The sequence below is a fragment of the Marinobacter salicampi genome (genome assembly GCF_011074795.1).
GTDB lineage: Bacteria > Pseudomonadota > Gammaproteobacteria > Pseudomonadales > Oleiphilaceae > Marinobacter > Marinobacter salicampi.
In genome coordinates this window covers 158828-184608 of the sequence record NZ_JAAMPF010000002.1, presented here as the reverse complement: position 1 = coordinate 184608, position 25781 = coordinate 158828, and the positions used below count along the sequence as shown (strand labels likewise).

Genomic DNA, 25781 nt, shown 5'->3' with positions numbered 1-25781 from the left:
TCGATGTGAATTGAGCCAGGCCAAGTCTTATAAAAACGCAGTAGGAGTTGCTCATGTTCGGTTCCGGTACCAGCTATTCACGCAAACTAATGGTTTCAGGTGCACTCGTCGTTCTTCTCACGGGTGCTGCGGTCACCGCTCAGGCAAGCGAGACAGTAGCGCTCAAGCATGCCCTTTATGGTGCGGGTTACGAGGTAAACAACGTCAATACTTCAATGGACGCTGGCACCCGGGCGTCCCTGGAGGCATTCCAGAGCGATCATCCGGATCTGACCGTTACGGGTGAGGTTGATGAAGCGACAAAAAAGGCGCTGGGTATCCTGTCAGTAGAAGTGGCGGCAATGTCCCAGGGCTCGTCCCAGACCGCCAGCGCCGACACCAATGCTGCACCAGAGCCCCGGGCTGAAAAGGCCCAGGCAGAGGAAGCGGTCGAAGAAGACGATGATGGCGGCTGGTCCTTCTTTAACTGAGCCATTTTTGGATGTAGCCGGGCCCTTTCATGATATTGGAGCATTCGGACCCAAAGCCTGAATTTGGGCCCGAGTGCTCAGCACCACCTCAGTCCAGTTTTGTCAGATCCCGGACAGCGCCCTTGTCTGCACTTGTTGCCAGCAGCGCATAGGCCTTGAGGGCAGCGGAAACCTTTCTAGGCCGTGGATGCTCAGGGTGCCAGCCTGACTGGTCGCGGGCCTCACGGCGGCGGTCAAGTTCCTGTTGGTCCAGCTGGAGATGAAGGGCTCGGTTGGGTATGTCAATGCGGATAAGGTCGCCGTTCTCCACCAGTCCTATTGCGCCCCCTGAGGCAGCTTCCGGCGAAGCATGACCAATAGAGAGACCGGATGTGCCCCCGGAGAATCGACCATCGGTCAACAGCGCACAACATTTGCCCAGACCTTTTGATTTAAGGTAGCTGGTGGGGTACAGCATTTCCTGCATGCCTGGTCCGCCTTTGGGTCCCTCGTACCGTATTACTACGACCTCCCCGGGTTGAACCTGGTCGTCCAGAATGCCAGCCACCGCTGCTTCCTGGCTTTCGTATACACGAGCGGGGCCTTCGAAGACAAAAATGCTTTCGTCGACCCCTGCGGTTTTGACAACACACCCGTCCAGGGCCAGGTTCCCGAACAGAACCGCCAGGCCGCCTTCCTTCGAGTAGGCATGCTCTGCACTGCGGATGCAGCCCTGTGCCCGGTCACCGTCCACCGAGGGCCAGCGGGTGCTTTGACTGAAAGCCTGCTGGGTCGGGATGCCCGCCGGCCCGGCCCGGAAGAACTGAATCACGTCCGGGCTCGGGTTACGCATGATGTCCCAGGCCTCGAGTGCTTGGCCCAGGGTTCGCGCGTGGACGGTAGGTACATCCGCTTTAATCAGTCCGGCCCGCTCAAGCTCGCCGAGAATACCCATAACACCTCCGGCCCGGTGCACATCCTCCATGTGGTAGAGCGGGGAGTTGGGCGCCACTTTGCATAACTGAGGAACTTTCCGTGACAGTTGGTCGATTTCGTTCAGGGTAAAGGCAACGCCGCCTTCTTGGGCTGCTGCCAGCAAATGCAGGATGGTATTGGTTGAGCCCCCCATGGCGACGTCAAGCACCATGGCATTTTCAAAGGCCGCCATGGATGCAATGCTCAGCGGCAACACACTGGCGTCATCTTCCTCGTAATAGCGTTTGGCATTCTCCACAATCTGTCGTCCTGCCTTCAGGAACAGGGTTTCGCGATCAGAATGTGTTGCCAGCATGGAACCATTGCCAGGCAGCGAAAGACCAATGGCTTCGGTCAGGCAATTCATCGAGTTTGCGGTAAACATGCCGGAACAGGAACCGCAGGTGGGGCAGGCGCTACGCTCATACTCTTCGACCATTTCATCGGTGGCGTTCGGGTCGGCGGCAATGACCATGGCATCGACCAGGTCGAGCTTGTGTTCGGACAGCTTGGTTTTGCCAGCCTCCATCGGACCACCGGACACGAAAATGGCCGGTATGTTCAGTCTCAAGGCGGCCATCAGCATGCCCGGGGTAATCTTGTCGCAGTTTGAGATGCACACAAGGGCGTCGGCGCAGTGAGCATTAACCATGTATTCCACGGAGTCGGCAATGATTTCCCGAGATGGAAGTGAGTACAGCATGCCGTCATGGCCCATGGCGATACCGTCGTCAACTGCAATGGTATTGAATTCTTTTGCCACGCCGCCGGCGGCCTCGATTTCGCGACAGACCAGTTGCCCAAGGTCCTTCAGGTGCACGTGCCCCGGCACAAACTGGGTAAATGAGTTGGCCACCGCGATAATGGGCTTGCCGAAGTCGTCGTCTTTCATGCCGGTGGCACGCCATAGGGCCCGTGCTCCAGCCATATTACGGCCGGCGGTGGATGTTTTGGAGCGGTACTGGGGCATGTCGAGAGTCTCTTATAACTGAAAATCGCAAAAGCATACCAGAATCATGACAGGGCGCATGGCTGTTTTGGCGGGCTCCGGTTACAATTTGCAACAAACTGCTCACTGACTGCACTGGCTGGTATTCGGTGGCCGACTTGACTCGGGCTACCAGGTGCGAAGGTGTGGGCATGGCGTTGTCTTGCTTGTCCCTGAATGGTTGGGTGCCCCGTATCCGGCACTCCTGAACGGAGAATGACGTTGGCCAGCCCCGAAAGTCTTATATTGCAGCGCCTGAAGAAGCTGCAGCCCCTGAAGCGCCTGACTGACGAGCAGTTGATACTGCTGGCGGATCGTTGTGAGCGTAAGCGTCATAGAGCTGGTGAGCGGGTTTTGCAACGCGGTGATCAGGATGGCCTGGAGTATTTTCTGCTCGAGGGCATGGTCGATCTATGCTCGGCTGATGGGCGGAATACCAGGATAGAGGCAGATACCGAAAAAGCCGTTAATGCCATAGCACGGCTTCAGCCCCGTATGTACGATGTGACAGCTGCCAGCGCCTGTGAGTTTCTTGTGGTCAACCAGGGCGTGTTGGCACAAATGCTCCGCTCGGCGCCAATTCGGCAGGTTGAAATGGACTCGCTGCAAGAAGAAAGCGGCGCAGGTGAAGAGCATCGTCTGCTGATGGAGTTCTACGCAGAGCTTAGGTCAAACCAGCTGTCCCTGCCCAGTGTTCCCGATGTGGCGTGGAAGGTTCGCCGGGCTGCGGACCGTGAGGATTCGACAGCTGAACAGATCGCCCAGGTAATAACGGCAGACCCGGCCATGGCGGCGAAGCTGGTGAGGGCCTGTAACAGCCCCTTATACCGTGGATTTAACGACATACGAAATGTGCGTGAAACGGTAGTCAGGCTTGGCACCCGGACCACCCGGCAACTGGTCACGGTGTTTTCCATGCGGGAGGTGTTCAAAACCCGTCAGCCCGAGCTGCAGAAGCTAATGGACCATCTCTGGCGTCACTCCCGCGAAGTTGCTGCCCTGTGTTGGGTTCTGGCAGATAGCGTGACCAGGCTGGACCCGGAGGAAGCGCTTCTTGCCGGACTGCTGCATGACATCGGCACGGTGCCAGTATTAGTGCGGGCCGAAAACCACGCCATTGAGCCCGAGCAATTGCAAAAGGCCATTGCAGAGCTGCGTGGGGATGTAGGGGCGGCAGTGCTGGAGAACTGGGAGTTTCCCGTCTCTTTTGTCGAAGCTGCCAGGCACGCCGAAGACTGGCATTTTGAGAGCAGCGGCGCGGCGCCGCAGCTTGTGGATATTGTCATTGTTGCCCAGCTACACGCTATGATCGGTAGCGATCAAGGCGCTGACCTGCCGGCTTTTGAGGCGGTACCGGCGTATCATCGGCTGGGGGAGCTGGAACTGAACGCCTCCCGTAGTCTGCAGATTTTGACCCAGGCCCGGGCCCGGGTGGACGAAGTCCACCGCTTACTGTCTATTCACTGAAGCCGGCGCCGCCATACGACTGACAGAGTTACTTATGCATGTACCACTTTTTCCACTCAACTCGATTATTCTGCCGCGGGGTCGCATTCCACTGCAGCTGTTTGAGCCCCGCTACGTTGATATGCTCACCCGCTGCCTGAAGGAAGATCGTGGCTTTGTGGTGGTGCTGCTTCGGGAAGGCCTGGAAACCAGCACAGCCGCCGCTTTCTATGATATTGGCACTTACGTCCGCATTGTGGATTTCCAGCAGATGGATAACGGTTTGCTTGGCATTACCGTGGAAGGCGAAGCCAAGGTCACCGTGGTAAAAACCTGGAAGGCCCCGGATGGCTTGAACATGGGGGATGCGGAGGTGCTTCTGGATGAAGTGGATCTGCCTGTGCCCCTGGCCTTTTCCGAACTCCCGGTCGTGCTCAGGGCTCTGCTGAAGCATCCGGTAGTGAATGAGTTGGAAATGAAAGTGAATTTCGAGGATGCACGGGAGGTTGGCTGGCGTTTAACGGAATTGCTGCCTCTGGATAAGCAGGAAAAACAGAAGCTGGTTGAACTGCAGGACCCGATTGAGCGCCTCAACAGACTCCATGCTCTTCTTGAGGCGCTCGAATAATTCAGCTTAACGCCGGGCTGTAGGCAATTACCGCGGTGGGCCAAACCAGAGTCACGTAGCCTGCAGCCAGGGCACACCAGGCGACCAGTAACAGCACGTTCGGTCCATCAAGCCGTAGCGGGTAGTGGTCGTATCTGCTGAAACTTGCGCGAACATAGCCACAGATCGCAAAGCCCAGCAGCAGGCCCCCTACAATGTCCGTAAGCCAGTGCACGCCCAGGTAAACTCGACTTAGCGCGACCAGGATCACGGGAGCCAGCACAGCAAGATAGACGCGCCAGCGTTTCTGGCTGGCCAGCTCCCTGGCCACAAAACTGCCGATCAGGCCAAACAGGACGGCGGCGCCAGCGGCATGGCCGCTCGGGTAGGCGGCCGATTCCGGTGGCGACATTATGGTTACCGGCCTAGGCACGGCAAACCCGTGCTTCATCAGCCACACGGCTCCTGTGGCAATGCCAAGCGCCGCTCCTACATGAAGTGCCGCAGCGTAATAACCCCGCCAGCTCAAGACCAGTATCCCGAGCCCTGCGCTCAAGGTAAGAAATAGGGCATCTCCGAGTAATGTCAGCCCAAGCGCCAACGGGTCGAAAAACGGATGCCGCAGAGTGAGAAAAAAGTCCAGGGCAAGAAGATTCAGAGGGTCGAGAAGGTCAGTGGCGACAGCCAGCACCGACCAGATAATAAACAGCGCTGTGGCAGCGACGGCCAGGGTTAGTGACGCCAGTGGAAATTCGCCGCCGCGGTCTGGCCGCTGGCTGGTCAGCGCTCGCCAAAAGGCATGGCTGGTGTCGTACTGAGCCATAAAGGCCTGCACCCGGCGGTATACGGCACTGCTATTATCCAGCCGCAACTGGACTCGCACAAACAGCAGATAGGCAAGGGCAAGAAGCCCTAGGCTGGCACCGAGAACGGGATAGAGGTGGGGCGGAAGGTCGATCTTCTCAGTCAGGGCGCTTCCCACCAGATATCCCGGCAGAACATACACCGGCGCCCACGCCAGAGCCGAGGCGAGGTTGAAGGCCAGAAAACGACGGCCATCCATGTCGAACGCCCCGGCGACGAGGGGAATGACCGGCCGTATAGGGCCGACGAAGCGACCGAGAACAACACTTTTACCGCCGTGTTGAGCAAAGAAATGTTCACCCCGAATCATCACGCCCGGGTATCGGCTCACTGGCCATATAAGGTGGAGGCGACCGCGAAAATGGCGGCCAAGCCAGAAGCTCACGTTGTCGCCGAGAACAGCCCCCAGGCCGGCCCACGCCAACGCTTCCATGACCGGCATGGAGGTTTTTCCGGCCAGAGCTGCTGCAGCAAACAGAAGTGCCACACCAGGGACCACCAGTCCGGCCAGGGCAAGGGATTCAATAAAAGCGATCAGTACCAAAGCCACGGCCAACCAGCCGGGATTCTGGGAGAGCCAGGCAGAGAGCGCCTGAATCCATTCAGGCATGATCAGCGGGCAGCGCCATGGCTGAACCAGATGGAGTCATGGCCGCGCTTCATGGCTTCCTGCAAGGCCTCGTGAGCCCGGTCCCGCAGGGCGTCATAGCGGGTATCTGACGATACCCGGGTGGTACAGCCCAGACTAACAGTCAGCCTTCCCACCACAGGCCAGCGATGTTCACCCAGAGTACGCCGAATGCGCTCGGCAATGACCCGTAGACCTTCCTCCGGGGTGAAGGGCAAAATCAGGAAAAACTCGCCGTTGTCCAGGGCGTAAAGGGTATCGCCCGCCCGGATAACCTCAAACAACTGCTGGGTTACCTCCCGTGTTAGTGCCTGCTGGCCATCCTCCCCGTGAAGGTTCCTTACCTCGTCCATGTAGTCGAGACCCAGCTTGATAACAGACAGGCAATGCCCCGTAACAATGGCCCGGCTGATTTCCTTTTGCAGGGTCTCGTCGAGAAACCGCGCATTGTGAGCACCGGTAACGGGGTCGGTTATGGCAAGATCCTCAGCGGACTGGGCCATGTGATTGTAGTGCCAGATGTAGAAGGCGGCCGTGCTGAGAAGAATAAGGGCTGACGCCATGATCAGCAGGGCATCCGGTAGGGCTAGCTGGGTAAAAACATACAAGGCCAGGGCGGCGCATAGGGCCAGAGAGAGCGCCACTCCCTGGCGTAAGGGCAGCACCAATACATTCAGCACCAGAGCCGGCAGGCACCAGTAACTGACGTCGGTCCGCTCCAGGGTCACCAGGGCAGCCATCAGTGCAATATTGAGGAGGCTCAGGATAACAAGGTGACCGGGAGCTCGAAGCTGATGCCGACGACACAGCAGCGTATAGATCGCGCCGCCGGCGGTCAGCACAACCAGGGTGCTTGCCAGGTAGAAGAGTTCGTAGAAGCCGTAGCGAAGGTTTTGGGCGGCCAGGCTGATAATGAACAGGGCCGCGAGAATATAGGCGGTAAAATGGGTATAGGTTCGTAACCGGGTTTCAGTCATGGTTGTTCGACTCCGTTGACCTGGTCGCTGGTGTCCGAATTGCGTTGCTCAGACCAGGCGCTATAGGACTGTACCCGGTTGCCACCCTGACGCTGGGCCCGTCGGAGGGCATTTGCTGCTGACTGCTGTAGGCTGTCGGCGTCGTCGCCAATGTTCAGCCCTGCAACCCCTGCGCTTACGGTAAGGTCAAGCTCATGGGAGGCCAGAAGTGCGCTCAGGCCCCTGCGAATCTGGTTCGCTTTGCTGGCCGCATCTGCGGAGGTGTTACCAGGCAGAATAACCAGAAACTGTAGGTCAGCCACCCGGTAGTAGCTGTCAAAGTCCCGCAACTGGGAGTGCAGAAACCGTCCAATTCTGGGCAGGATCGCCCTGATATCAGCATCAGGGTCGGTATCGCTAAGGTGGGTATCGAGACCGACCATCACAATGGCCATGTCGGTACCTTCCCGCTCGCTACGCTGTATTTCCTTGTGAAGGTCGGCAGACAGATACTCCCGGCTTGCTGCCTGGGTCAGTTCGTCTGTCCGGCGCAGGGGCGCGAGCTGAAGACTCTTGTATTCACGGAGGAAAACCAGCACACAGGACAAGGCTGTGGTCAGAAACATGGAACTGACCAATTGATGCCGATTGGCGCCCAGGCTGATGGTCATGCCCGAGGCGATGACCGCGAGCAGGCAGGCCAGGGTGACCGCTGCCGCGAGTCCCAGGGGCAGGGTTGCGAAAGCAGCCAGGGGTATGACAAACAACCAGTGGGTGAGACTGAGCGGCCCCAGCCAGAGGCTTGCCAGCAGTTCCAGGGCCAGCAGGATGACCAGTCCGCGATGCAGGGATAGCCAGGGCTGGCGGGCATGAACCTGGCGGGCAGCAGGTGTTGTCCAGATCAGGGCGGCACCGGTAACCGCCGCCAGGCCAGCCAGCCAGCCAACGGTCACGAATGCATAGACCGCCAGGGCGAGAAGAATAAAACAACTGACCCGGGCAAACCGTGTCAGTAGGAACTTTTCGGCCATCTGGGCCATGCTTTCAATCCTTAATCGTGGTCCGGTTCGGCCTGAAGCTGTCAGATCCTGAAGCCGTATTATCCAGTAATCTTTCATGCCGCGGTATGATAGAGCAACTCCCGGAATTGTCTAATCCCCTGAAGGAGTGATCCAGCGTACAATTGGTTCAGCGTACAGTTGCAAGGTGCGAACCGCGCACCCTACAGGTACAGTAGGCACTTTAACGTTAGATGTGGATAGGTCCAACAAAGGTTTTTTCGATGGATATCGCAGCTTATATGGCTGAAGTGGGCCAGCAGGCCCGTTCGGCGGCAACCGTGATGGCTCGTTCGACCACTCAGGTACGCAACGATGCCCTGCTGGCAATGGCCGAGGCTCTGGATGAGGCACGCCACGAACTGGCTCTGGCCAATATCAGGGATCTTGAGAAAGGGAAGGAAAATGGCCTGGAGTCGGCGATGATTGATCGCCTTGAACTTACGCCAGCACGGATTGATGCCATGATCGAAGGCCTCAGACAAGTAGCCGTCCTGCCTGACCCGATCGGTGAAATAACCGGCATGACCTACCGGCCCTCCGGTATACAGGTGGGCAAAATGAGGGTTCCCCTCGGCGTCATCGGTATTATCTACGAGTCCCGACCCAACGTGACGGTGGAGGCCGCGAGCCTCTGCCTGAAGTCCGGTAATGCCACCGTTCTGCGTGGGGGCTCTGAAGCCATTCATTCAAATCAGGCGATCGCTGCCTGCATCAGAAAGGGGCTGGTAGCCGTCGGGCTGCCCGAAACCGCCGTTCAGGTGATAAGGACTACGGACCGGGCTGCGGTTGGGGAACTGATCACCATGCCCCAATATGTTGATGTTATTGTCCCCAGGGGCGGAAAAGGTCTGATCGAACGTATCAGCAGGGACGCCCGAGTGCCGATGATCAAGCATCTTGACGGGGTGTGTCATGTCTACATAGACGGTCAGGCCGATCCCGGCAAAGCGCTAAGGGTAGCCGTCAATGCCAAAACCCAGCGTTATGGCACCTGCAACACCATGGAAACCCTTCTGGTTGCCCGGGATGTGGCCGAAGCCCTGATGCCGGAGGTTGTTCGCGCGTTTGAGGCCAAAGGGGTGGAGCTAAGGGCCTGCCCGGTCAGTCGCGACCTGGTCGGCAGCCTTCACGCAGCAACAGAAGAGGACTGGAGTACCGAATACCTGGCGCCTGTGCTGGCGATCCGGGTTGTCGAAGGCCTGGACGCAGCCATCGAACATATAAACCGGTACGGATCCCACCATACCGACAGCATCATTACCGAGAATTATACCCGCGCCAGGCGTTTTATCACTGAGGTGGATTCAGCCTCGGTCATGGTGAACGCCTCGACCCGGTTCGCGGATGGCTTCGAGTATGGGCTGGGTGCCGAGATCGGTATCTCCACCGATAAAATTCACGCCCGTGGCCCGGTAGGGCTGGAAGGACTCACTTCCCAAAAATACGTGGTTTTCGGTGACGGGCATGTGCGGACATGAGCGCTAGATGCACGTAATTTTCGGCGGTACCTTTGATCCTGTTCACCACGGGCATCTGAGATTGGCTGTGGAACTAAGAGAGCGCCTTGGGGTCACAAGGCTGGCCCTGGTGCCGTCACATGTGCCTCCCCACCGGGAGTCGCCGGGCGCAAGCAGCGAAGATAGGTTGCGACTGCTGGAGCTGGCGATCGAGGGCGAACCAGGCCTGTATATTGATGAGCGCGAGCTTGGGCGGGCAGGGTCTTCTTTCACAGCGGACACGCTCCGTCAGTTGCGGTCCGAGTTGGGCCCTGACGAACCTGTGGCCATGGTGGTGGGCGCCGATGCCTTTGCCGCCTTTGATCAGTGGCGGGACTGGCAAGGTATTCCGTCCCTGGCGCACATCATTGTTGTGAATCGGCCGGGTACCGTGGTGGACCCGGGCAGCGCGGCAGGCCGGCTTCTGGCGGAGCGCCGTGCCGATTCGCCTGACCAGTTGCACGGCCGGCCCGGTGGTTTGTGCCTGACGCTTGATCTGCCACTGCTGGCGATTTCAGCCACCGGCATTCGTGAGCGGATCGGCTCCGGTCGCTCGCCGCGGTATTTGCTGCCTGATCGGGTGTGGGCGGAGATCCGGGCGCGAAAGCTGTACGGAGCCGTCCGGTAGCCAAATTGGTGATTTTTTCACCTGCCATGGTGCGAAGGTTTAGTGCTACAATCTCGCCCATAAATTATCAGCCAGCCGGCGCATCCAGTCCCGGCGGCGCTCTAACAGGGTGATTATGCAGGCAGAGCAATTGAAGGAAATTGTGGTTAATGCGCTCGAAGACGTTAAGGCCCAGGACATCAGTGTGATTGATGTACGCGGCCGGACCAGTGTCACGGACTATATGGTTCTCGCTTCAGGTACCTCCAACCGTCACGTCCGGTCCCTGGCAGATTCGGTCGTTACGGAAGCCAAAGGCAATGGTGTTCGCTCTGCCAATGTTGAAGGGGCCAATGCCAGCGACTGGATTCTGGTGGATCTGGGAGACATCGTGGTTCATGTCATGATGCCTGCCACCCGCGAGTTCTACGATCTGGAGCGGCTCTGGCGGGACGCGCCAGACATGGGCGCTTCAGGCAGCGAATAAGTATGCGTTTACGGCTGGTCTGCGTAGGGCAGAAAATGCCGGAGTGGGTCAGCCTGGGTTTTCAGGAGTATGCCCGCCGTATGCCCCCTGAGTTATCCCTTGAGCTGGTGGAAGTAGCCCTGGCCCACCGAGGCAAGAACGCTGACGTCGCCCGTCTGGTTCTGCGCGAGGGTGAGTCGGTTCTGGCAGCTACAGGCAAGGCCGACAGGATTGTTGCGCTTGAGGTCAGCGGCCGGTCCTGGAGTACCGAACAACTGGCAGGCCAGCTTGAGGGATGGCAGCAGGACGGGCGAGACGTGAGCTTTTTGGTGGGAGGGCCGGATGGACTTTCTGACGCCTGCCGGGCCAGAGCTGATCAGCAGTGGTCTCTTTCCCCCCTGACTTTGCCCCATCCGCTGGTTCGGATTGTGCTGGCAGAGCAGCTCTATCGTGCCTGGTCCATTACCCGTAATCACCCTTATCACCGCGTTTAGATGTTTTTGACAGGATTTACGTATGCCCTGGGGTGAATTCAAGGACACAGCCGGCGAGCGCCGGGTCTTTCAGCGCCGAACCCTTGCTGTTGTGGTTATCCTTTTGTTGCTCATGGGGGTGCTGGTCGCCCGTATGTACCAACTTCAGATAGTCCAGCACGAAACCTTTTCGACCATGTCGGATAAAAATCGTGTCCAGGTGCAGTCTGTGGCGCCTACCCGGGGGCTGGTGTACGATCGCAATGGCGTGCTTCTGGCGGAGAACCGCCCGGTTTTTAGTGTCACTGTTGTGCCCGAACGGGTCGGCAGCCTTGACGAGACACTGATCGAGCTCCAGCGCTTCCTGAGCATCTCTGACGAAGATCTTGACCGTTTTCACCGCAGGCTGAAAGAACGGCGCCGTCCCTTTCAGGAGATCCCCCTGCGCTATGACCTGAATGAGCAGGAAATTGCCAGTATGGCGGTGCATCGACATGAACTTCCCGGGGTCGAGGTCAATGCCGAGCTTGTCCGCTATTACCCCCATGCTGAAATGACAGCCCACGCCCTGGGTTACGTGGGCCGGATTAACCGTGATGAGTTGCAGCGTATCGATCCCGTTGACTATGCCGGTACCAACTACATTGGCAAGTCGGGTATTGAGCGATTCTACGAAGACCTGCTTCACGGCACCGTCGGCTACCAGCACGTTGAAACCAACGCCCGTGGTCGGACGCTCAGGGTTCTGGAGCAGGAAAGCTCGGTCCCCGGGGCTGACATTTCCCTGCATCTTGATATGCGCCTGCAAGATCGCGCCTTTTCACTACTGGAAGGCCGGCGGGGTGCTGTTGTGGCCATTGAGCCGGAAACCGGGGGCGTGCTGGCGCTTGCCAGTGTCCCGGGTTTCGACGCCAACCTGTTTGTGACGGGGATTGGGGTAGAGGCTTATCGCGAACTCAACGAATCCCTCGATAAACCACTCTTCAATCGGGCACTAAGAGGTCAGTATCCTCCCGGTTCTACTATCAAACCGATGCTGGGCATTGCGGGGCTCGATACGGATACCGTAACCCGGGAGTTTACCATCTGGGACCCGGGCTACTACCAGATCAAGTCCAAGGGGCGTCGTTACCGGGATTGGAAGCGAAGTGGGCATGGTTGGGTCGATCTGAACGACGCCATCGCAGAGTCCTGTGATATCTATTTTTATGATATGGCCGTCAAGATGGGGGTCGATCATATGCACGATTACCTGACCCAGTTCGGCTTCGGGGAGCAGACAGCCCTCGATATCAGTGGAGCTCTGCCTGGGCTGGTTCCGTCACGGGATTGGAAGCGGGCATTTCGGAATGAACCCTGGTATCCGGGGGATTCGGTGAATATGGGAATCGGTCAGGGCTTCAACCTGGCCACCCCGCTTCAGCTCGCTACAGCCACTGCCACTATGGCCAACCGTGGTCGCTGGGCTCAGCCTCGTCTTCTGAAACAGGTCATAGGTGATGCGCCAACAACAGAAGCGCTGCCTGAGCAGCAACGCCAGGACATCGTGCTGAACAATCCCGACGACTGGAATTTCATCATCAACGGCATGAAAGATGTCATGCACGGCCCCAAGGGCACGGCGCGGGCGGCTGGCAAGGATGCCTCTTATCTTATGGCAGGCAAAACCGGTACCGCCCAGGTCTTCAGCCTAGCGGAGGATGAGGAATATGAGGAAGAAGAGGTCAGGGAGCGGCTAAGGGACCATGCGTTGTTTATTGGCTTTGCTCCCATCGATAATCCCAAAATTGCGGTGGCAGTCATAGTCGAGAACGGGGGCAGTGGCAGTGGAACTGCTGCGCCTCTGGCGCGGGCCATGTTCGATGCTTGGTTACTGGAATTCAACGCCGAGGAGGCCGGGCTGATTGTCGGTGCCGCTGAAGGGGTTTCACCCTAGTGGCCAGTCGTGATTTTCTGCAGAAGCTACCATCCCAGCAATTAACCCAGTCTCGCGGGTTCTGGTCCATGGTGCACCTGGATCCGATTTTGCTGGTGCTGTTAATTGGCCTGGTCGGCTTTGGCCTGGTCATACTTTACAGTGGCGGGGATGGCAGGATTGAACTGGTGAAGGGCCAGGGTGTCCGTATTGCTCTGGCTTTCCTGGTAATGGTGGTTTTTGCCCAGCTCGATCCGGCAGTGTACCGGCGTTGGGCCCCCTGGCTGTATCTGGTCGGTATGGCGGGTCTGGTGGCGGTCCTGTTGACAGGTGTCGGTGCCAAGGGTGCCCAGCGCTGGCTCGCGCTTCCGGGGTTGCCGCGATTCCAGCCGTCTGAGCTTATGAAGCTGGTGGTGCCTATGATGGCCGCCTGGTATCTGTCCCGGCACTTCCTGCCGCCAAGGCTTTCACGGGTGGCCTTGGCCCTGGTGCTTGTTTTCATACCCATGGGACTGATTGTAAAACAGCCTGACCTGGGCACTTCGTTGCTAGTGGTCGCCTCCGGGGTTTTTGTAGTCTTCTTTGCCGGCATCAGCTGGCGGGTGCTGCTGGCATTCGGCGGCCTGGTGTCAGTTGCCGTGCCCCTGATGTGGGTATTCGTGATGCGCGAATACCAGAAGCAGCGGGTGCTGACGCTGCTGGACCCGGAGAGCGACCCACTGGGCGCGGGCTGGAACATCATACAGTCAAAAACCGCGATCGGCTCGGGAGGCTGGAGTGGCAAAGGCTGGATGCAGGGAACCCAGTCTCATCTGGAGTTCCTGCCTGAAAGCCATACAGACTTTATTGTCGCAGTGCTGGCCGAAGAGTTCGGGTTTGTCGGTGTGCTGAGCCTTATGGGCCTTTACCTGCTGATTATTTTGCGTTGCCTTTACATAGCCGTGAATGCCCAGGACTCTTTCAGTCGGTTGCTGGCAGGCGCCTTGTCCATGACCTTCTTCATCTATGTCTTTGTCAATGTTGGCATGGTGAGCGGACTACTCCCGGTAGTGGGTGTGCCATTGCCACTGATCAGTTACGGTGGCACCTCGATTGTGACCCTCATGGCGGCTTTTGGGATTCTGATGTCAATACATACCCATCGGCGCATGATTACCTCATGATCCGTTCATCGACTGATTGGGGTTACCTTTTCGTTAGGTAGAAAAACACAGATGGAGGCAGCGGATTGCGTCATGTTATCTTTGCCTGCCGCCAGTCCTGGAGCCTAAACCAGCTCCGCGTAAGTAAGTAATGAAGGAAGTGCATGACTTTTTCAGTGATCCGCCGCTCTCTGACTGCCCTGATTTTTGCTGTAGCCATACCTTTTTCTGCCTTGGCGGACAGCAGCGAGGGAACATACCTCGACTCTCAGGATGCACAGGCTTTTATTGAAGAGATGGCATCTGAACATGGCTTTGAACGCCAACAGATCGAAGGCTGTCTCGGTCATGCGACGCGGCAGGACAAGATCATCGAAAGCATCAGTCGTCCGGCTGAAAAAACCCTCGAGTGGCACCAGTACCGTAATATCTTTATCAAGCCGGAGCAGATCGAGGATGGGCTCCGCTTTATGGCAGAGCACGAGTCTGTCTTTGCCCGGGCGGAATCGACTTTTGGGGTTTCCCGTTACATCATTGCCGGCGTACTGGGAGTAGAGACCCGGTTCGGGCGCTACCTCGGAAACTACCGGGTGCTGGACGCTCTGGCCACACTGGCGTTCGATTATCCACCCAGGTCACGGTTTTTCCGCAAGGAGCTTGGCGAATTTTTCCTGATGACCCGGGAGCAGGGTTTCGATCCGCTTACCGTCAAGGGTTCCTACGCTGGCGCCATGGGGTTCGGTCAGTTCATTTCCAGCAGCTACCGCCACTATGCGGTGGATTTTGACGACGATCAGGTCGCCGATATTCTCACCAACCCGGTGGATGCCATAGGCAGCATTGCCAACTATTTCGCGCGCCATGGCTGGAAAGAAGGCCAGCCGGTGGCAGACAGGCTCGATAAAGAGTCTCTGCCGGACGACTCCTTATTGCTCACCAAGGGACTCAAGCCAAGCAAGACCGTGGCAGACTACCGGAAAGCGGGCGTGGACGTGGCCCCAGCCCTGAAAGGCAGTGCGCCAGCAAGGGCGTTATCGCTGGAGGGCGCCGACGGCCCGGAGCTATGGCTGACGTACCATAATTTTTATGTGATCACCCGCTATAATCACAGTCATCTATATGGCATGGCCGTTAACACCCTGGCACAAGAGATTCAGGCTGCAGATGAGACAAGGCAAAATTAACAGGATGGCTGGGCGCATGGCTCTGAACATGCGGACAGGTTCGGTATTACTGGGCTGCCTTTTCATTCTGGCGGGCTGTGCTTCAGGTGGTGGCGGTTCCGGGGCCAAGCCTGACCCGTCCTCACGCTACTCCATCAGCCAGGACAGAGCCCCTTCGGACAATTTCGATGCCAGCGGACTACAGGACGCGGTACCACGCTATGAAGCGCCCCGCACAGCGGGCAACAAGTCACCTTACACAGTGTGGGGCAAGAGCTATAAGGTGATGCCCTCTGCCGATGGCTATGTTGAGCGGGGCATCGCCAGCTGGTACGGCGAGAAGTTCCACGGCCATAAAACCTCCAATGGCGAGGTTTTCGATATGTACACCATGACTGCTGCCCATAAGTCGCTGCCCATACCCAGCTACGCCCGGGTAACCAACCTCGACAACAACAAGTCGGTGATCGTCCGGGTGAATGACCGGGGGCCTTTTCACGGTGACCGGATTATCGACTTGTCCTATGCGGCGGCCACAAAACTGGGTTATCAGCCGAGGGGAACGGCCCGCGTGGAAGTCGCCGCGATTACTGTGCGCAAAGACGGTACCATGACCCTGGCGGGCAAGCCGTTCCCGGACGCAGACGCTCCGGTTCCGGTCTCACGGCCTGATCCCGAGCGGCGGGAGGGGCTGTTTGTCCAGCTTGGTTCGTTCAGCCAGCTGGAGGGCGCGCAGGGGCTTTCGAAGCAGGCAGGCCGCCATGCCACACGCTCGGTTCGGGTGCGGCGGGTAGAGACCGCCGCCGGCGCCTACCATCGGGTCCAGGTTGGGCCCTTTGACGACCCGAAGGACGCACGTAACGAGCAACAGGCCATGGAGAAGTACGGGTTTGGCCAGGCCACTGTATTAACGGATTCGCTGTAGCGTAGTGAGCCACTCGCCAGCTTACATTTTGAACCTAACCAGAAGATTATGATTAGAGCCATGGCAATGATTCGGTTTTCCCAAGCATTTTCCATCCTCCTGCTGCTCACGTTTGCAGCCGCGACCCATGCGCAATCCGTGTTGATACCGGCCCCGCCTGCCATTGATGCGACATCCTATGTGCTCATGGAGCCCTTCAGCGGCACTATCTTGATGGAGGAAAACAGCCATGAGCCTATGCCCCCAGCCAGTCTGACCAAAATGATGACAGCTTACATCGTGGAGCGAGAGCTGGATGAAGGGCGCATCGCCATGAGTGACCTGGTGCCTATCAGTGTCAACGCCTGGAAGACCGGGGGGTCCCGGACGTTCGTGAAGGAAGGCACCGAAGCCACCGTGGGGGACCTGCTGCGAGGGGTGATTATCCAGTCCGGTAACGACGCCAGTGTTGCCCTGGCCGAATTCATTGCCGGCAGCGAATCCGCTTTTGCGGATATCATGAACCAGCAGGCGCAACTGCTGGGCATGAACGACACCCAGTTTATGAACGCAACAGGTCTGCCGTCACCCGAGCACTATTCTTCCGCATACGATCTTGCGGTACTGGCGCGGGCAATTATTACTGACTACCCCGAGAATTATCCGCTCTACGCCGAGAAGCACTTCACCTTCAACAATATACGGCAGCCAAATCGCAACTCGCTGCTGTGGCGCGACTCTACAGTCGATGGCCTCAAGACCGGCCATACGGAAGAGGCGGGCTACTGTCTGGTGGCTTCCGCCAAGCGTGACGATACCCGGTTCATCGCCGTCGTGATGGGTACGGACAGCACCGCAGCCCGCGCCCAGGAAGTCCAGAAGATGCTCAGTTACGGATTCCGTTACTACACCAGCGAGCGCCTGTTCACCGCCAGCCAGCAGTTGCTCGACAGCCGGGTATGGGGTGGTGCTTCGGAGCAGGTCCAGCTTGGCGTTAAAGACGATGTGTTCGTGACCATACCCCGGGGCTCAAAGGCCTCCCTCGAATCCATAGTTGATGTCGACAGTGTCATCAAGGCGCCTGTCCAGACCGGGCAGGAGCTGGGTCGGGTTACCGTCAAGCTTAACGATCAGGTGATCGTCGATGAGCCGGTGATTGCGCTGATTGGCGTGCAGGAAGGTGGGTTCTTCAAACGCATCTGGGACGCCATCAAACTGTTCTTTGTCCAGCTGTTTTGACCGAGCCTGCCCATGACTGAACAGAAACCGCCAAAAATCGAGTTTCCCTGCGACTACTCCATCAAGGTAATCGGCACGGCTGCCCCTGATTTCCGTGATTTTGTCGTTGCGGTGGTGCAGCGGCACGCGCCAGAGCTTACCGATGCGGATGTATCGGTGAACAACAGCAGCAAAGGCCGCTTCTCGTCGATACGCCTGACCATCGTCGCTACGGGAGAGCCACAGCTCAAGGCGCTGTTCGAAGAGCTCAAAGCCAGCGGCCGTGTTCACATGGTGCTTTAGCCATGCCTCCCTTGCGCATCCGCTCACTGGCACTCCAGCCTTACGAAAGCACCTGGCGAGCCATGAAGGACCTGACTTCAGGCCGGAATGAGCTCACCCCGGATGAGTTGTGGTGCCTCCAGCATCCGCCCATTTACACCCAGGGCCAGGCCGGCCGGCCGGAGCACATCCTGGCGCCGGGTGAGATACCGGTAGTCCAGGTGGACCGGGGCGGGCAAGTGACCTACCACGGGCCTGGCCAGTTGGTTGTCTACCTCATGGTGGATCTCAAGCGCGCAGGATTGGGCGTGCGCTCACTGGTGGACATTATCGAGAGATCCATCGTCGCGGTGCTTGCTGATGTCGGTATCAGCGCAGCGCCACGTCCAGATGCTCCCGGGGTCTATGTCGGGACGGCGAAGATCGCGTCACTGGGCCTGCGGGTGCGCAAGGGGTGTTCATTTCACGGTCTGGCACTTAACGTCGATATGGACATGGAGCCGTTTGGCCGCATCAATCCCTGCGGTTACGCCAATCTGCCCATGTGCCAGGTTCGGGACTTTATACCTGAGGCCAGTGTACCGGAATTCGCAGAGCGGCTGGGGCGGACCCTGGCCCTGGCATTGGGTTATCAGCCCTCTGAGACGGAACACAGTACCCTAGCATACAGCGCGGGTCAGGCCAGGCCGGATCCGAATCCGACCAGAGCTACCCCAGACTGAAACACCGCATTGCGACCTGAGGTTTTAGCCTGATAAAGGGCCTCGTCTGCCCGTTGCAACAGCCGGTCCATGGATTCCCCCTGCTGAACCTCTGCAGCGCCCACGCTAATGGTGGCCGACAACAACTTGCCTTCAAATTCAATATGGGCGGCGGCAACAGCCTCGCGAATCCGGTTTGCCGAATTGCAGGCTTCCCGGCCACCGGTCTCCGGCAGGATGACCAGAAACTCCTCGCCGCCCCAGCGGGCTACGGTGTCGATTTTCCGGCACTGCTCCCGCAGCGTAGAGGCAACCAGAACAATCATTTTGTCACCGGCCAGGTGGCCGTAACGATCATTGATCTGCTTGAACAGGTCGATATCAATGAGCAGAACCGAGAAAGGTCGATCGCTGCGACGGTAGCGCTCGTATTCGATGTCGAGCTGAACATGGCCTTCGCGCCGGTTCGCCAGACCTGTCAGGGCGTCATGCTTGGCTGCGTACTCGAACTCGGATGCCAGTTTCAGCAACCCCAGCTTGCTACGTCTGCGGCTCTGGTCCAGGACATAACAGCTGACCATTTCAAAGGTGAAGGCGGCCACCATCACAATGCGGAAGCTGATGCTGTAGGGGTTTTCAAAAATCATGTCGCCGAGCGGGCTGAACAGCAATACGACCGCGAGCAGCCCGCCTGAGCAGGCAATCACGCCAACCCGGGCTTCGCTGATGTAGAAAATGATCGGGGGATAGGCGAACAGCCACATGATGGCGGCACCATCCTCGATGGCTGCGCTTGCTAGGTAGAGGAACAGAATGGTGATCAGGACGATGAATCCGCGACGCAGGAGGGTGTCCCGGCGACTGACCAGGTAAACGACGGCATTAAGGCTCAGCAATGTTGCGGCTGCGATCAGGGCGTAGAATGTGTCGGTTTCAGCACGGAAATACGCTCGCAGTGCGAAAAAACTTAACAGGGGAATGGCCCCGAGAGTCAGCCAGATGATCAGGCTGGGAACAGGAATTTCTCCCTTTACCCGATATTGGGAAAGGTCCGAACCAGAAACTGGCGTAGCGGACTCGGTCATTGACTCACCATTTGTTGTTCTTGATGCTTAGTGATAAAACTCGTACCAAGACAAGGTTGACCGGCTAGCATAGCCGTGGGCAGGTTCAGATTCTGTTGAGAAAACGTAAACTCGCATATGCTCCAACAAAGATAGTGCCTGACTCATTAGATACGATTGTATAACAGGATCATTGGCTCATGTGCCGGTCGGATCGCGGCTTGGCAGTGACCAACGATATCCACTTGCCAGGTATAATGATGGCAACATTCATTCTCCGGACTCGGAAAGGGATTAATGGCTTCAAAGCGCGGAACCCCCGTATCGCGAATCAAGACTGGCAGTTTTGAGCGTCGGCTGAGTCTGACCCGGGCCGGTCTGTTTGCAGGCTCCCGCATGGCCGGCCATATGGCCACCAACTGGTTCGGAAACAAAGAAAGCCGCGAGGCGCGTCACCGGGCGATGTTGTCCAGCCAGGCCAGGTTCCTGGTGGATGAGTTGGGCCAGCTCAAAGGCAGTGTGGTCAAAATAGGGCAGGTGATGGCCCTGTATGGTGAGCATTTCCTGCCCGAAGAAGTCACCGAAGCGCTGCATACCCTGGAAGACCAGACCACCTCTCTTGAATGGAGCGCCATCGAACGGGTGCTGAAAAGCGAGTTTGGTGAAAAGCGCCTGGCTGAGCTGGAAGTTGACCCTGAGCCTATCGGGGCCGCGTCACTGGGCCAGGTCCACCGCGCCCGTCGACGAAGCGATAACCTTGAACTGGTGCTGAAAGTCCAGTACCCGGGCGTAGCTGAAGCAGTCGATGGCGACCTCAACTCGGTAGCCAACCTTTTGCGGGTTGCTAGACTGGTCTCCTTCGGGCCCGAGTTTACTGATTGGTTGGAGGAAGTCCGGGCCATGATGCACCGGGAGGTAGACTACCGGCTGGAGGCCAGGACCACCGAGAAATTCCGGCAGATGCTGAAGAACGACCCGCGCTTCGTGGTCCCCCGGGTGTTGGAAGAGTATTCAACGGATCTGGTCATCGCCTCCACCTACGAGCCAGGGCACTCGGTCAGTTCACTGGCCGTGCGAGAGCTGCCGCTGGAGCGACGCAGCGAGTTGGGCAGGGCAGCGCTCGAGCTGTTCTTCCGGGAGCTGTTCGTTTGGGGAGAGATGCAAACCGACCCGAACTTCGGTAATTACAGGATCCGCATTGCGGGGGAACGCAGCGGAGATCCTGATTACGACCAGATCGTGTTGCTAGACTTCGGAGCGGTCCAGAACTATTCAAGTGAATTTCTGGACCCGGTTATCCGGATGATCAAGGCCTCTTACGAGCGAGACCTGCCGGGTGTAATCGCGGGCGGTGTCGAGCTGAGATTCATGGATCCGGCTTGGCCGGAAGAGATTCTCACCCGGTTTGGGGAAGTCTGCATGTCGGTGCTGGAGCCCCTGGCGGAGACGCCTGACCAATGGCCCCCGGAAGCAGTCAACGAGCACGGCCAGTACCGCTGGAAACAGAGCGAGTTACCGTCAAGGGTTGCCCGCCAGGCAGCTCGTTCAGCTATCAGCCGCTATTTCCGCATTCCGCCCAAGGAATTCGTATTTTTGAACCGCAAGCTGATTGGCGTCTATACGTTTATCGCTGTACTGAATGCCGAGTTCAACGGGGAAGACCTGCTTCGCAAGTATATGTACGGCAACCCCCCGGTTGACGACAGTGGTAGCTAGTGTCTCGTCTCGCCCTTCGGGAGCCAGTAGGTTAGCGAAGTTGCCACACGGGACCCTAGGCAGATGCACCGGCGCCAATGACCAGCCACAGTACGGCAGCGTAACGTGCGCCTTTGCCGATGGCGACCAGCACAACAAAATTCAGCCAGGGCACGCGCATCAACCCACCAACAAGGGTAAGGGCGTCGCCGCCGATCGGCAGCCACCCCATGAGCAAGGACCACTGTCCGTAGCGTTGGAACCGGTTCTGGGCGGACACAAGCTGTTTCTCGGTGATCGGAAACCAGCGTTTGTGCTTGAACCGCTCAATCTGCCTGCCGATGATGCCATTAACCACAGATCCGAGGGTATTTCCCGCTGTGGCCCAGAACCATAACCACCAGAGCGAAAAGCCTTGCGTCACCAATCCGCCCAGCAGAACCTCTGAGTAAGCAGGCAATAGCGTGGCAGCTGCGAAGGCGGTCAGAAAAAGTGTGAGGTAGGCCACCCGGCCCTCCCTTAGTTATGCCAAAAGAAAACCAAGATAACCGCCCGTCACCCTATCGGCCAACGCCGCCGACCTGCCCTGCGGAGCTCCGATTTGTGCCTGTCCATCGGCAGTATCTATCAAGGTCATTTTTTCTACTGCTTATGAGTCTCGGGGAAATGCTGTCATGCTGCTCAGGATTTCGAAGGTGCCGGACAATATGTTAGGTTCAACGCGTCGACGTTCTGTTTCTGGAGGTGAATGATGGATCAGGTAACCATTTACGGACGCCCAAGCTGTGGTTTTTGCGTTCGAGCCGTGGACCTCTGCGAGATGAAGAACTATTCCTATCGCTTTGTCGATATGGTGAAGGAAGGTATCAGTAAAGCGGATCTTGCCAAAACCATTGGTAGGCCGGTACATACGGTTCCCCAGATTCTCGTGGGGGAAGAGTATATCGGCGGCTTTGACAGTTTCTCCCAATACGTTCGGCAGCGCGACGCAGCCAGCGTACGCTAGGGGTGAGCCACAGCCGGGCTCGGCCCGGCCATGACCCAGTAAAAAAGGCGCCTTCGGGCGCCTTTTACATTAGTGCTTTAGTTCAGATCTCGAACGCAGTCTTCAGTTTTTTCTCGGCCAGCACAGCCCTGAGGTGAGCTACCCGGGGCAGGCCGTTGTCAAAGGGCGGGAAGCTCTCCCCGGCGATCAATGGTTCAAGGTAGTCCCGGCAATCCTGGGTAATACCAAAACCGTCATCGCTGATGTAGTGAATAGGCATCTTCTTTTCCTGGTTCGCCACTTCGCTCAGGGGCGCTTCGCCAATGCGCCAACGGTACGGCCTGGATTGCTCACGCACAATCACCGGCATGACAGCCTGTTTGCCGGCCAGCGCCATTTCCACGGCGGCCTTGCCGACCGCATAGGCCTGTTCCACATCCGTAGCTGACGCGATATGCCGCGCCGCGCGCTGTAGATAGTCAGCCACTGCCCAATGGTACTTGTAACCCAGCGCCTGTTTGACCATGTTGGCGAGGGCTGGGGCGACGCCGCCAAGCTGGGTATGGCCGAAAGCGTCCTTGTTGCCTGTATCGGCAAGGAAGCGGCCATCCTCATATTGTGCGCCTTCCGAGGCTACGATAACGCAATACCCGTAGCTCTTGACGCAGTGCTCCACGCGGGCCAGGAAGGCGTCGCGGTTGAAGGGAATTTCCGGAAACAGAATGATGTGAGGCGGCTCATGTTCGTTCTGTCCTGCCAGACCCCCTGAGGCAGCAATCCAGCCGGCATGCCGGCCCATGACTTCCATGATGAAGACCTTGGTTGAGGACTCGCACATAGATCGGATGTCGAGACTGGCCTCCAGAATGGAGGTGGCCACGTACTTTGCCACTGAACCAAAACCCGGGCAGCAATCAGTGAATGGCAGGTCGTTGTCGACGGTTTTCGGAATACCGATACAGGTGATCGGGTAGCCCATGCGATCGGCGAGTTGCGACACTTTGAAGGCGGTATCCTGAGAATCACCGCCGCCGTTGTAGAAGAAATAGCCTATGTTATGAGCCTGAAAAACTTCAATCAGGCGCTCATATTCACGGCGGTTTTCGGTGAAGTTCTTAAGCTTGTATCGGCATGATCCGAAAGCTCCTCCCGGGGTGTGGAGAAGGGCCTCAATGGTTTCGTCCGACTCTTCAGTGGTGTCGATCAGCTCTTCCCTGAGAGCGCCTATAATGCCGTTACGTCCGGCATACACAGTGCCGATCTGATCCGGATGCTTGCGTGCGGTCTGGATAACGCCGCATGCACTGGCATTGATCACGGCAGTTACGCCGCCGGATTGTGCATAGAACGCATTCTTGATGGCCATCTTGGCTAGAGCCTCCTGCTGGATTTACATGTGTCGCGATCATACGCCACTTTGCCGGGTTTTTCATGGCTACTCTGACAGGGACAGCAGCGGCGACGGACAAGATTCTTACCTTGACGGCTGGCTGTATAATGCTGGACGCTTGGGTCCTCGGAAAAGCCTGGCAGGCTGCCACACCGGGGATTCACCGATAATCAGGAAAGGACAGGAATGCACATTCACATACTGGGCGTTTGCGGCACGTTTATGGGTAGTCTTGCGGTACTGGCAAGGCAGCTTGGGCATCAGGTTACCGGCTCTGACCAGGGCGTGTATCCGCCCATGAGCACCCAGCTTGAAGCCCAGGGTATCGAGCTGATGGAAGGATTCGATGCCGGGCACCTGCAACCAGCACCTGACCTTGTGCTTATCGGTAACGCCATGTCGCGGGGAAACGTGGAGGTAGAGGCGATTCTCAATCGTGGCCTTGATTACATGTCCGGGCCTGAATGGCTGGCACGTGAAGTCTTGCGCAAGCGCTGGGTGTTGGCAGTGGCAGGTACCCATGGCAAAACCACAACCACCGCCATGCTGCTATGGATATTGGAGCAAGCTGGCTTCGATCCAGGTTACCTGGTGGGTGGTGTGCCGAAAGATTTTCCAGTGTCTGCGCGACTCGGCAGCAGCGATTTCTTTGTCATCGAAGCGGATGAGTACGACAGTGCGTTTTTCGACAAGCGGTCCAAGTTTGTCCATTACCGCCCCAACACATTGATCCTGAATAACCTTGAATTCGACCACGCGGATATTTTCGACAGCGTCGAGGCCATTGAACGCCAGTTCCATCACCTGGTTCGTACAGTACCCTCTAATGGGCTAATCATACGTCCGGCTCTGGACAAGCACCTGGACAATGCGCTTGCCATGGGCTGCTGGAGCAGCATCCAGAGCACCTCAGTGGGGGGGGAGTCGGGCTTGTCTGACTGGCGTGCTGAGCTGCTCAAGGATGATGGCAGCGAGTTTGTGGTCTCCCACAAGGAGCAGCCCGTGGCTACCGTCAGGTGGTCGCAGACAGGCTTGCACAGCGTTCGTAATGGAATGGCGGCCATTGTGGCTGCGCGCCATGTGGGTGTTACGCCGGACCATGCGGTCTCCGCCCTGTGCCGGTTCTCCGGGGTAAAACGTCGCATGGAGCTGCTGGCTGATGTGGGCGGGGTTCGGGTCTACGATGATTTCGCCCATCATCCCACCGCCATCGCCACTACCCTTGAAGGTCTGCGGGCGAAGGTTGGCGATGAACGCATCATTGCATTGATCGAACCCCGGTCCAATACCATGCAGCAAGGGGTTCACCAGGCCACCCTGTTGCCCAGTGCCGCCGCTGCCGATCGGGTATTCTGGGCCAATCTCGGTGTCATGCAATGGCTGCCTGCGCTGGTCAAAACCGTGTCGCCCGAAGGCCTCGGCCGTCATCAGGTAGCCGACACGGTCGAGCATCTGATTGAGTTGGTATTGGCAGATATGACTCGACCCTGCCACATTGTCGTTATGAGCAATGGCGGTTTTGGTGGTATCCACCAACGACTGATCGGTGAACTGGAGAAAAAGCTTGTCTAGCCATAACCCTGGGAAAGTCACCATAAAAACCATCAATCTTGCCATCACGGGCGCTTCCGGTGCCCAGTATGGCCTGAGATTGATGCAGTGCCTGGTGCTAGCCGGCTGTCGCGTCCATGTCATGGTAAGTCGGGCCGCTCAGGTCGTGATTGCCACGGAGACCGAGCTTCAGCTGCCTGGGGCTCCAGCGGCCATGCAGTCGAGGCTCAGCGACTATTGCTCGGCGCAGCCCGGCCAGATACTGGTGTTCGGGCGGGAAGACTGGTTCGCGCCGCCGGCGTCCGGTTCCGGTGAAAAAGCCCCTCTGGTTATCTGTCCCTGCAGCACCGGCACCCTGTCAGCGCTGGCCAGCGGAGCGAGTAATAATCTCATTGAGCGTGCCGGCGACGTGGCGCTTAAAGAGCGCCGGACCCTTATTTTAGTGCCCCGGGAAGCACCCTATTCCGAGGTTCACCTGGAGAATATGCTTCGACTGACCCGTATGGGTGCCATCGTCATGCCTGCCAGCCCAGGCTTCTACCATAAGCCAGAACGTGTCGAAGACCTGGTGGACTTTATTGTCGCGCGCCTGCTGGATCACTTGGGTATACCGCAAACGCTTATGCCACGTTGGGGCCAGGAACGGGTCGACTCGAAACTTGCCTGACTTCAGGGCGTCGCGGCAGTTCCACTGACCAATCGGTACTAGAGAGCGATGGTTTTGGTCACTGCGATTGTTGTTTTTCACTATTGAG

General features: G+C 57.8%; 25 protein-coding genes. 18 read left to right on the top strand and 7 right to left on the bottom strand.

Features of this window, described 5'->3' with window-relative positions:
• The first annotated feature begins 53 nt into the window (after positions 1-53).
• A complete protein-coding gene (locus tag G7W63_RS01160; RefSeq protein ID WP_242634266.1) occupies positions 54-470 on the top strand; it encodes a peptidoglycan-binding domain-containing protein in 417 nt (138 codons plus the stop codon).
• A gap of 88 nt (positions 471-558) precedes the next feature.
• Here the strand turns inward: G7W63_RS01160 and ilvD are convergent, their stop codons facing one another.
• On the bottom strand, positions 559-2394 hold the full coding sequence (gene ilvD, locus G7W63_RS01155; RefSeq protein ID WP_166251861.1) for a dihydroxy-acid dehydratase: 1836 nt from the start codon (positions 2392-2394) through the stop codon (positions 559-561).
• Between the two features lie 240 nt (positions 2395-2634).
• Here ilvD and G7W63_RS01150 point away from each other — a divergent pair, with 240 nt between their 5' ends.
• A complete protein-coding gene (locus tag G7W63_RS01150) occupies positions 2635-3879 on the top strand; it encodes an HDOD domain-containing protein (RefSeq protein WP_166251858.1) in 1245 nt (414 codons plus the stop codon).
• Positions 3880-3913: 34 nt separating this feature from the next.
• Positions 3914-4486 carry an LON peptidase substrate-binding domain-containing protein gene (locus G7W63_RS01145; RefSeq protein WP_166251855.1) on the top strand — a complete coding sequence of 191 codons (573 nt, stop codon included), beginning with the start codon at positions 3914-3916 and terminating at the stop codon, positions 4484-4486.
• 1 nt (position 4487) lies between these two features.
• On the opposite strand, the gene G7W63_RS01140 is transcribed toward G7W63_RS01145, so the two are convergent.
• From G7W63_RS01140 to G7W63_RS01130, 3 genes are read right to left on the bottom strand one after another with little or no spacing between them, the layout of a single operon-like run.
• A complete protein-coding gene (locus G7W63_RS01140) occupies positions 4488-5939 on the bottom strand; it encodes a bifunctional DedA family/phosphatase PAP2 family protein (protein WP_166251851.1) in 1452 nt (483 codons plus the stop codon).
• 2 nt (positions 5940-5941) lie between these two features.
• Positions 5942-6934 carry a GGDEF domain-containing protein gene (locus G7W63_RS01135; RefSeq protein ID WP_166251848.1) on the bottom strand — a complete coding sequence of 331 codons (993 nt, stop codon included), beginning with the start codon at positions 6932-6934 and terminating at the stop codon, positions 5942-5944.
• Positions 6931-7953: a GGDEF domain-containing protein gene (locus tag G7W63_RS01130; RefSeq protein ID WP_166251845.1), complete on the bottom strand. Its 1023-nt coding sequence runs from the start codon at positions 7951-7953 to the stop codon at positions 6931-6933. The genes G7W63_RS01135 and G7W63_RS01130 overlap by 4 nt, the downstream gene beginning before the upstream one ends.
• A 242-nt stretch (positions 7954-8195) precedes the next feature.
• On the opposite strand from G7W63_RS01130, the gene G7W63_RS01125 reads away from it, so the two are divergent.
• The 11 genes from G7W63_RS01125 (at position 8196) to lipB (ending at position 18362) form a co-directional block, all read left to right on the top strand.
• Positions 8196-9452: a glutamate-5-semialdehyde dehydrogenase gene (locus G7W63_RS01125; protein WP_166251842.1), complete on the top strand. Its 1257-nt coding sequence runs from the start codon at positions 8196-8198 to the stop codon at positions 9450-9452.
• Between the two features lie 7 nt (positions 9453-9459).
• The gene (nadD, locus tag G7W63_RS01120) at positions 9460-10098 is read left to right on the top strand and encodes a nicotinate-nucleotide adenylyltransferase (RefSeq protein ID WP_166251839.1); all 639 of its coding nucleotides are present in this window, start codon (positions 9460-9462) and stop codon (positions 10096-10098) included.
• Between the two features lie 115 nt (positions 10099-10213).
• Positions 10214-10564, top strand: a complete 351-nt coding sequence (gene rsfS / locus G7W63_RS01115) for a ribosome silencing factor (RefSeq protein WP_166251836.1) — start codon at positions 10214-10216, stop codon at positions 10562-10564.
• A 2-nt stretch (positions 10565-10566) separates the two neighbouring features.
• Positions 10567-11037 (top strand): 23S rRNA (pseudouridine(1915)-N(3))-methyltransferase RlmH, encoded by a 471-nt coding sequence (gene rlmH / locus G7W63_RS01110; RefSeq protein ID WP_166251833.1) that lies wholly within the window; start codon positions 10567-10569, stop codon positions 11035-11037.
• 22 nt (positions 11038-11059) lie between these two features.
• Positions 11060-12952 carry a penicillin-binding protein 2 gene (gene mrdA / locus G7W63_RS01105; protein ID WP_166251830.1) on the top strand — a complete coding sequence of 631 codons (1893 nt, stop codon included), beginning with the start codon at positions 11060-11062 and terminating at the stop codon, positions 12950-12952.
• Complete coding sequence (gene rodA / locus G7W63_RS01100) at positions 12952-14094, top strand: rod shape-determining protein RodA (RefSeq protein ID WP_423202263.1); 1143 nt, start codon at positions 12952-12954, stop codon at positions 14092-14094. Before mrdA ends, rodA begins: the two co-directional genes overlap by 1 nt.
• Positions 14095-14237: 143 nt before the next feature.
• Complete coding sequence (gene mltB, locus G7W63_RS01095) at positions 14238-15257, top strand: lytic murein transglycosylase B (protein WP_166251827.1); 1020 nt, start codon at positions 14238-14240, stop codon at positions 15255-15257.
• A gap of 16 nt (positions 15258-15273) precedes the next feature.
• On the top strand, positions 15274-16161 hold the full coding sequence (locus G7W63_RS01090; protein ID WP_242634265.1) for a septal ring lytic transglycosylase RlpA family protein: 888 nt from the start codon (positions 15274-15276) through the stop codon (positions 16159-16161).
• Positions 16162-16221: 60 nt separating this feature from the next.
• Positions 16222-17379, top strand: coding sequence for a D-alanyl-D-alanine carboxypeptidase family protein (locus G7W63_RS01085; protein WP_166251824.1), 1158 nt, complete (start codon positions 16222-16224; stop codon positions 17377-17379).
• Between the two features lie 12 nt (positions 17380-17391).
• Positions 17392-17661 (top strand): HP0495 family protein, encoded by a 270-nt coding sequence (locus G7W63_RS01080; RefSeq protein WP_166251821.1) that lies wholly within the window; start codon positions 17392-17394, stop codon positions 17659-17661.
• A gap of 2 nt (positions 17662-17663) precedes the next feature.
• On the top strand, positions 17664-18362 hold the full coding sequence (gene lipB / locus G7W63_RS01075; RefSeq protein WP_166251818.1) for a lipoyl(octanoyl) transferase LipB: 699 nt from the start codon (positions 17664-17666) through the stop codon (positions 18360-18362).
• On the opposite strand, the gene G7W63_RS01070 is transcribed toward lipB, so the two are convergent.
• On the bottom strand, positions 18317-19426 hold the full coding sequence (locus tag G7W63_RS01070; RefSeq protein WP_166251815.1) for a GGDEF domain-containing protein: 1110 nt from the start codon (positions 19424-19426) through the stop codon (positions 18317-18319). The genes lipB and G7W63_RS01070 overlap by 46 nt on opposite strands.
• A 276-nt stretch (positions 19427-19702) precedes the next feature.
• On the opposite strand from G7W63_RS01070, the gene G7W63_RS01065 reads away from it, so the two are divergent.
• Positions 19703-21121, top strand: coding sequence for an ABC1 kinase family protein (locus G7W63_RS01065; RefSeq protein WP_166251812.1), 1419 nt, complete (start codon positions 19703-19705; stop codon positions 21119-21121).
• A 55-nt stretch (positions 21122-21176) separates the two neighbouring features.
• On the opposite strand, the gene G7W63_RS01060 is transcribed toward G7W63_RS01065, so the two are convergent.
• Positions 21177-21608 carry a YqaA family protein gene (locus G7W63_RS01060; RefSeq protein ID WP_166251809.1) on the bottom strand — a complete coding sequence of 144 codons (432 nt, stop codon included), beginning with the start codon at positions 21606-21608 and terminating at the stop codon, positions 21177-21179.
• A gap of 243 nt (positions 21609-21851) precedes the next feature.
• On the opposite strand from G7W63_RS01060, the gene G7W63_RS01055 reads away from it, so the two are divergent.
• Positions 21852-22106, top strand: coding sequence for a GrxA family glutaredoxin (locus G7W63_RS01055; protein ID WP_166252036.1), 255 nt, complete (start codon positions 21852-21854; stop codon positions 22104-22106).
• A gap of 82 nt (positions 22107-22188) precedes the next feature.
• Here G7W63_RS01055 and G7W63_RS01050 read toward each other — a convergent pair whose 3' ends face one another.
• Positions 22189-23451, bottom strand: a complete 1263-nt coding sequence (locus tag G7W63_RS01050) for a 6-phosphofructokinase (RefSeq protein WP_166251806.1) — start codon at positions 23449-23451, stop codon at positions 22189-22191.
• A 210-nt stretch (positions 23452-23661) separates the two neighbouring features.
• On the opposite strand from G7W63_RS01050, the gene mpl reads away from it, so the two are divergent.
• Together mpl and G7W63_RS01040 are read left to right on the top strand one after the other, a co-directional pair.
• On the top strand, positions 23662-25047 hold the full coding sequence (gene mpl, locus G7W63_RS01045) for a UDP-N-acetylmuramate:L-alanyl-gamma-D-glutamyl-meso-diaminopimelate ligase (RefSeq protein WP_166251803.1): 1386 nt from the start codon (positions 23662-23664) through the stop codon (positions 25045-25047).
• Positions 25040-25693 carry a flavin prenyltransferase UbiX gene (locus tag G7W63_RS01040; RefSeq protein WP_166251800.1) on the top strand — a complete coding sequence of 218 codons (654 nt, stop codon included), beginning with the start codon at positions 25040-25042 and terminating at the stop codon, positions 25691-25693. Before mpl ends, G7W63_RS01040 begins: the two co-directional genes overlap by 8 nt.
• The last annotated feature ends 88 nt before the right edge of the window (positions 25694-25781 follow it).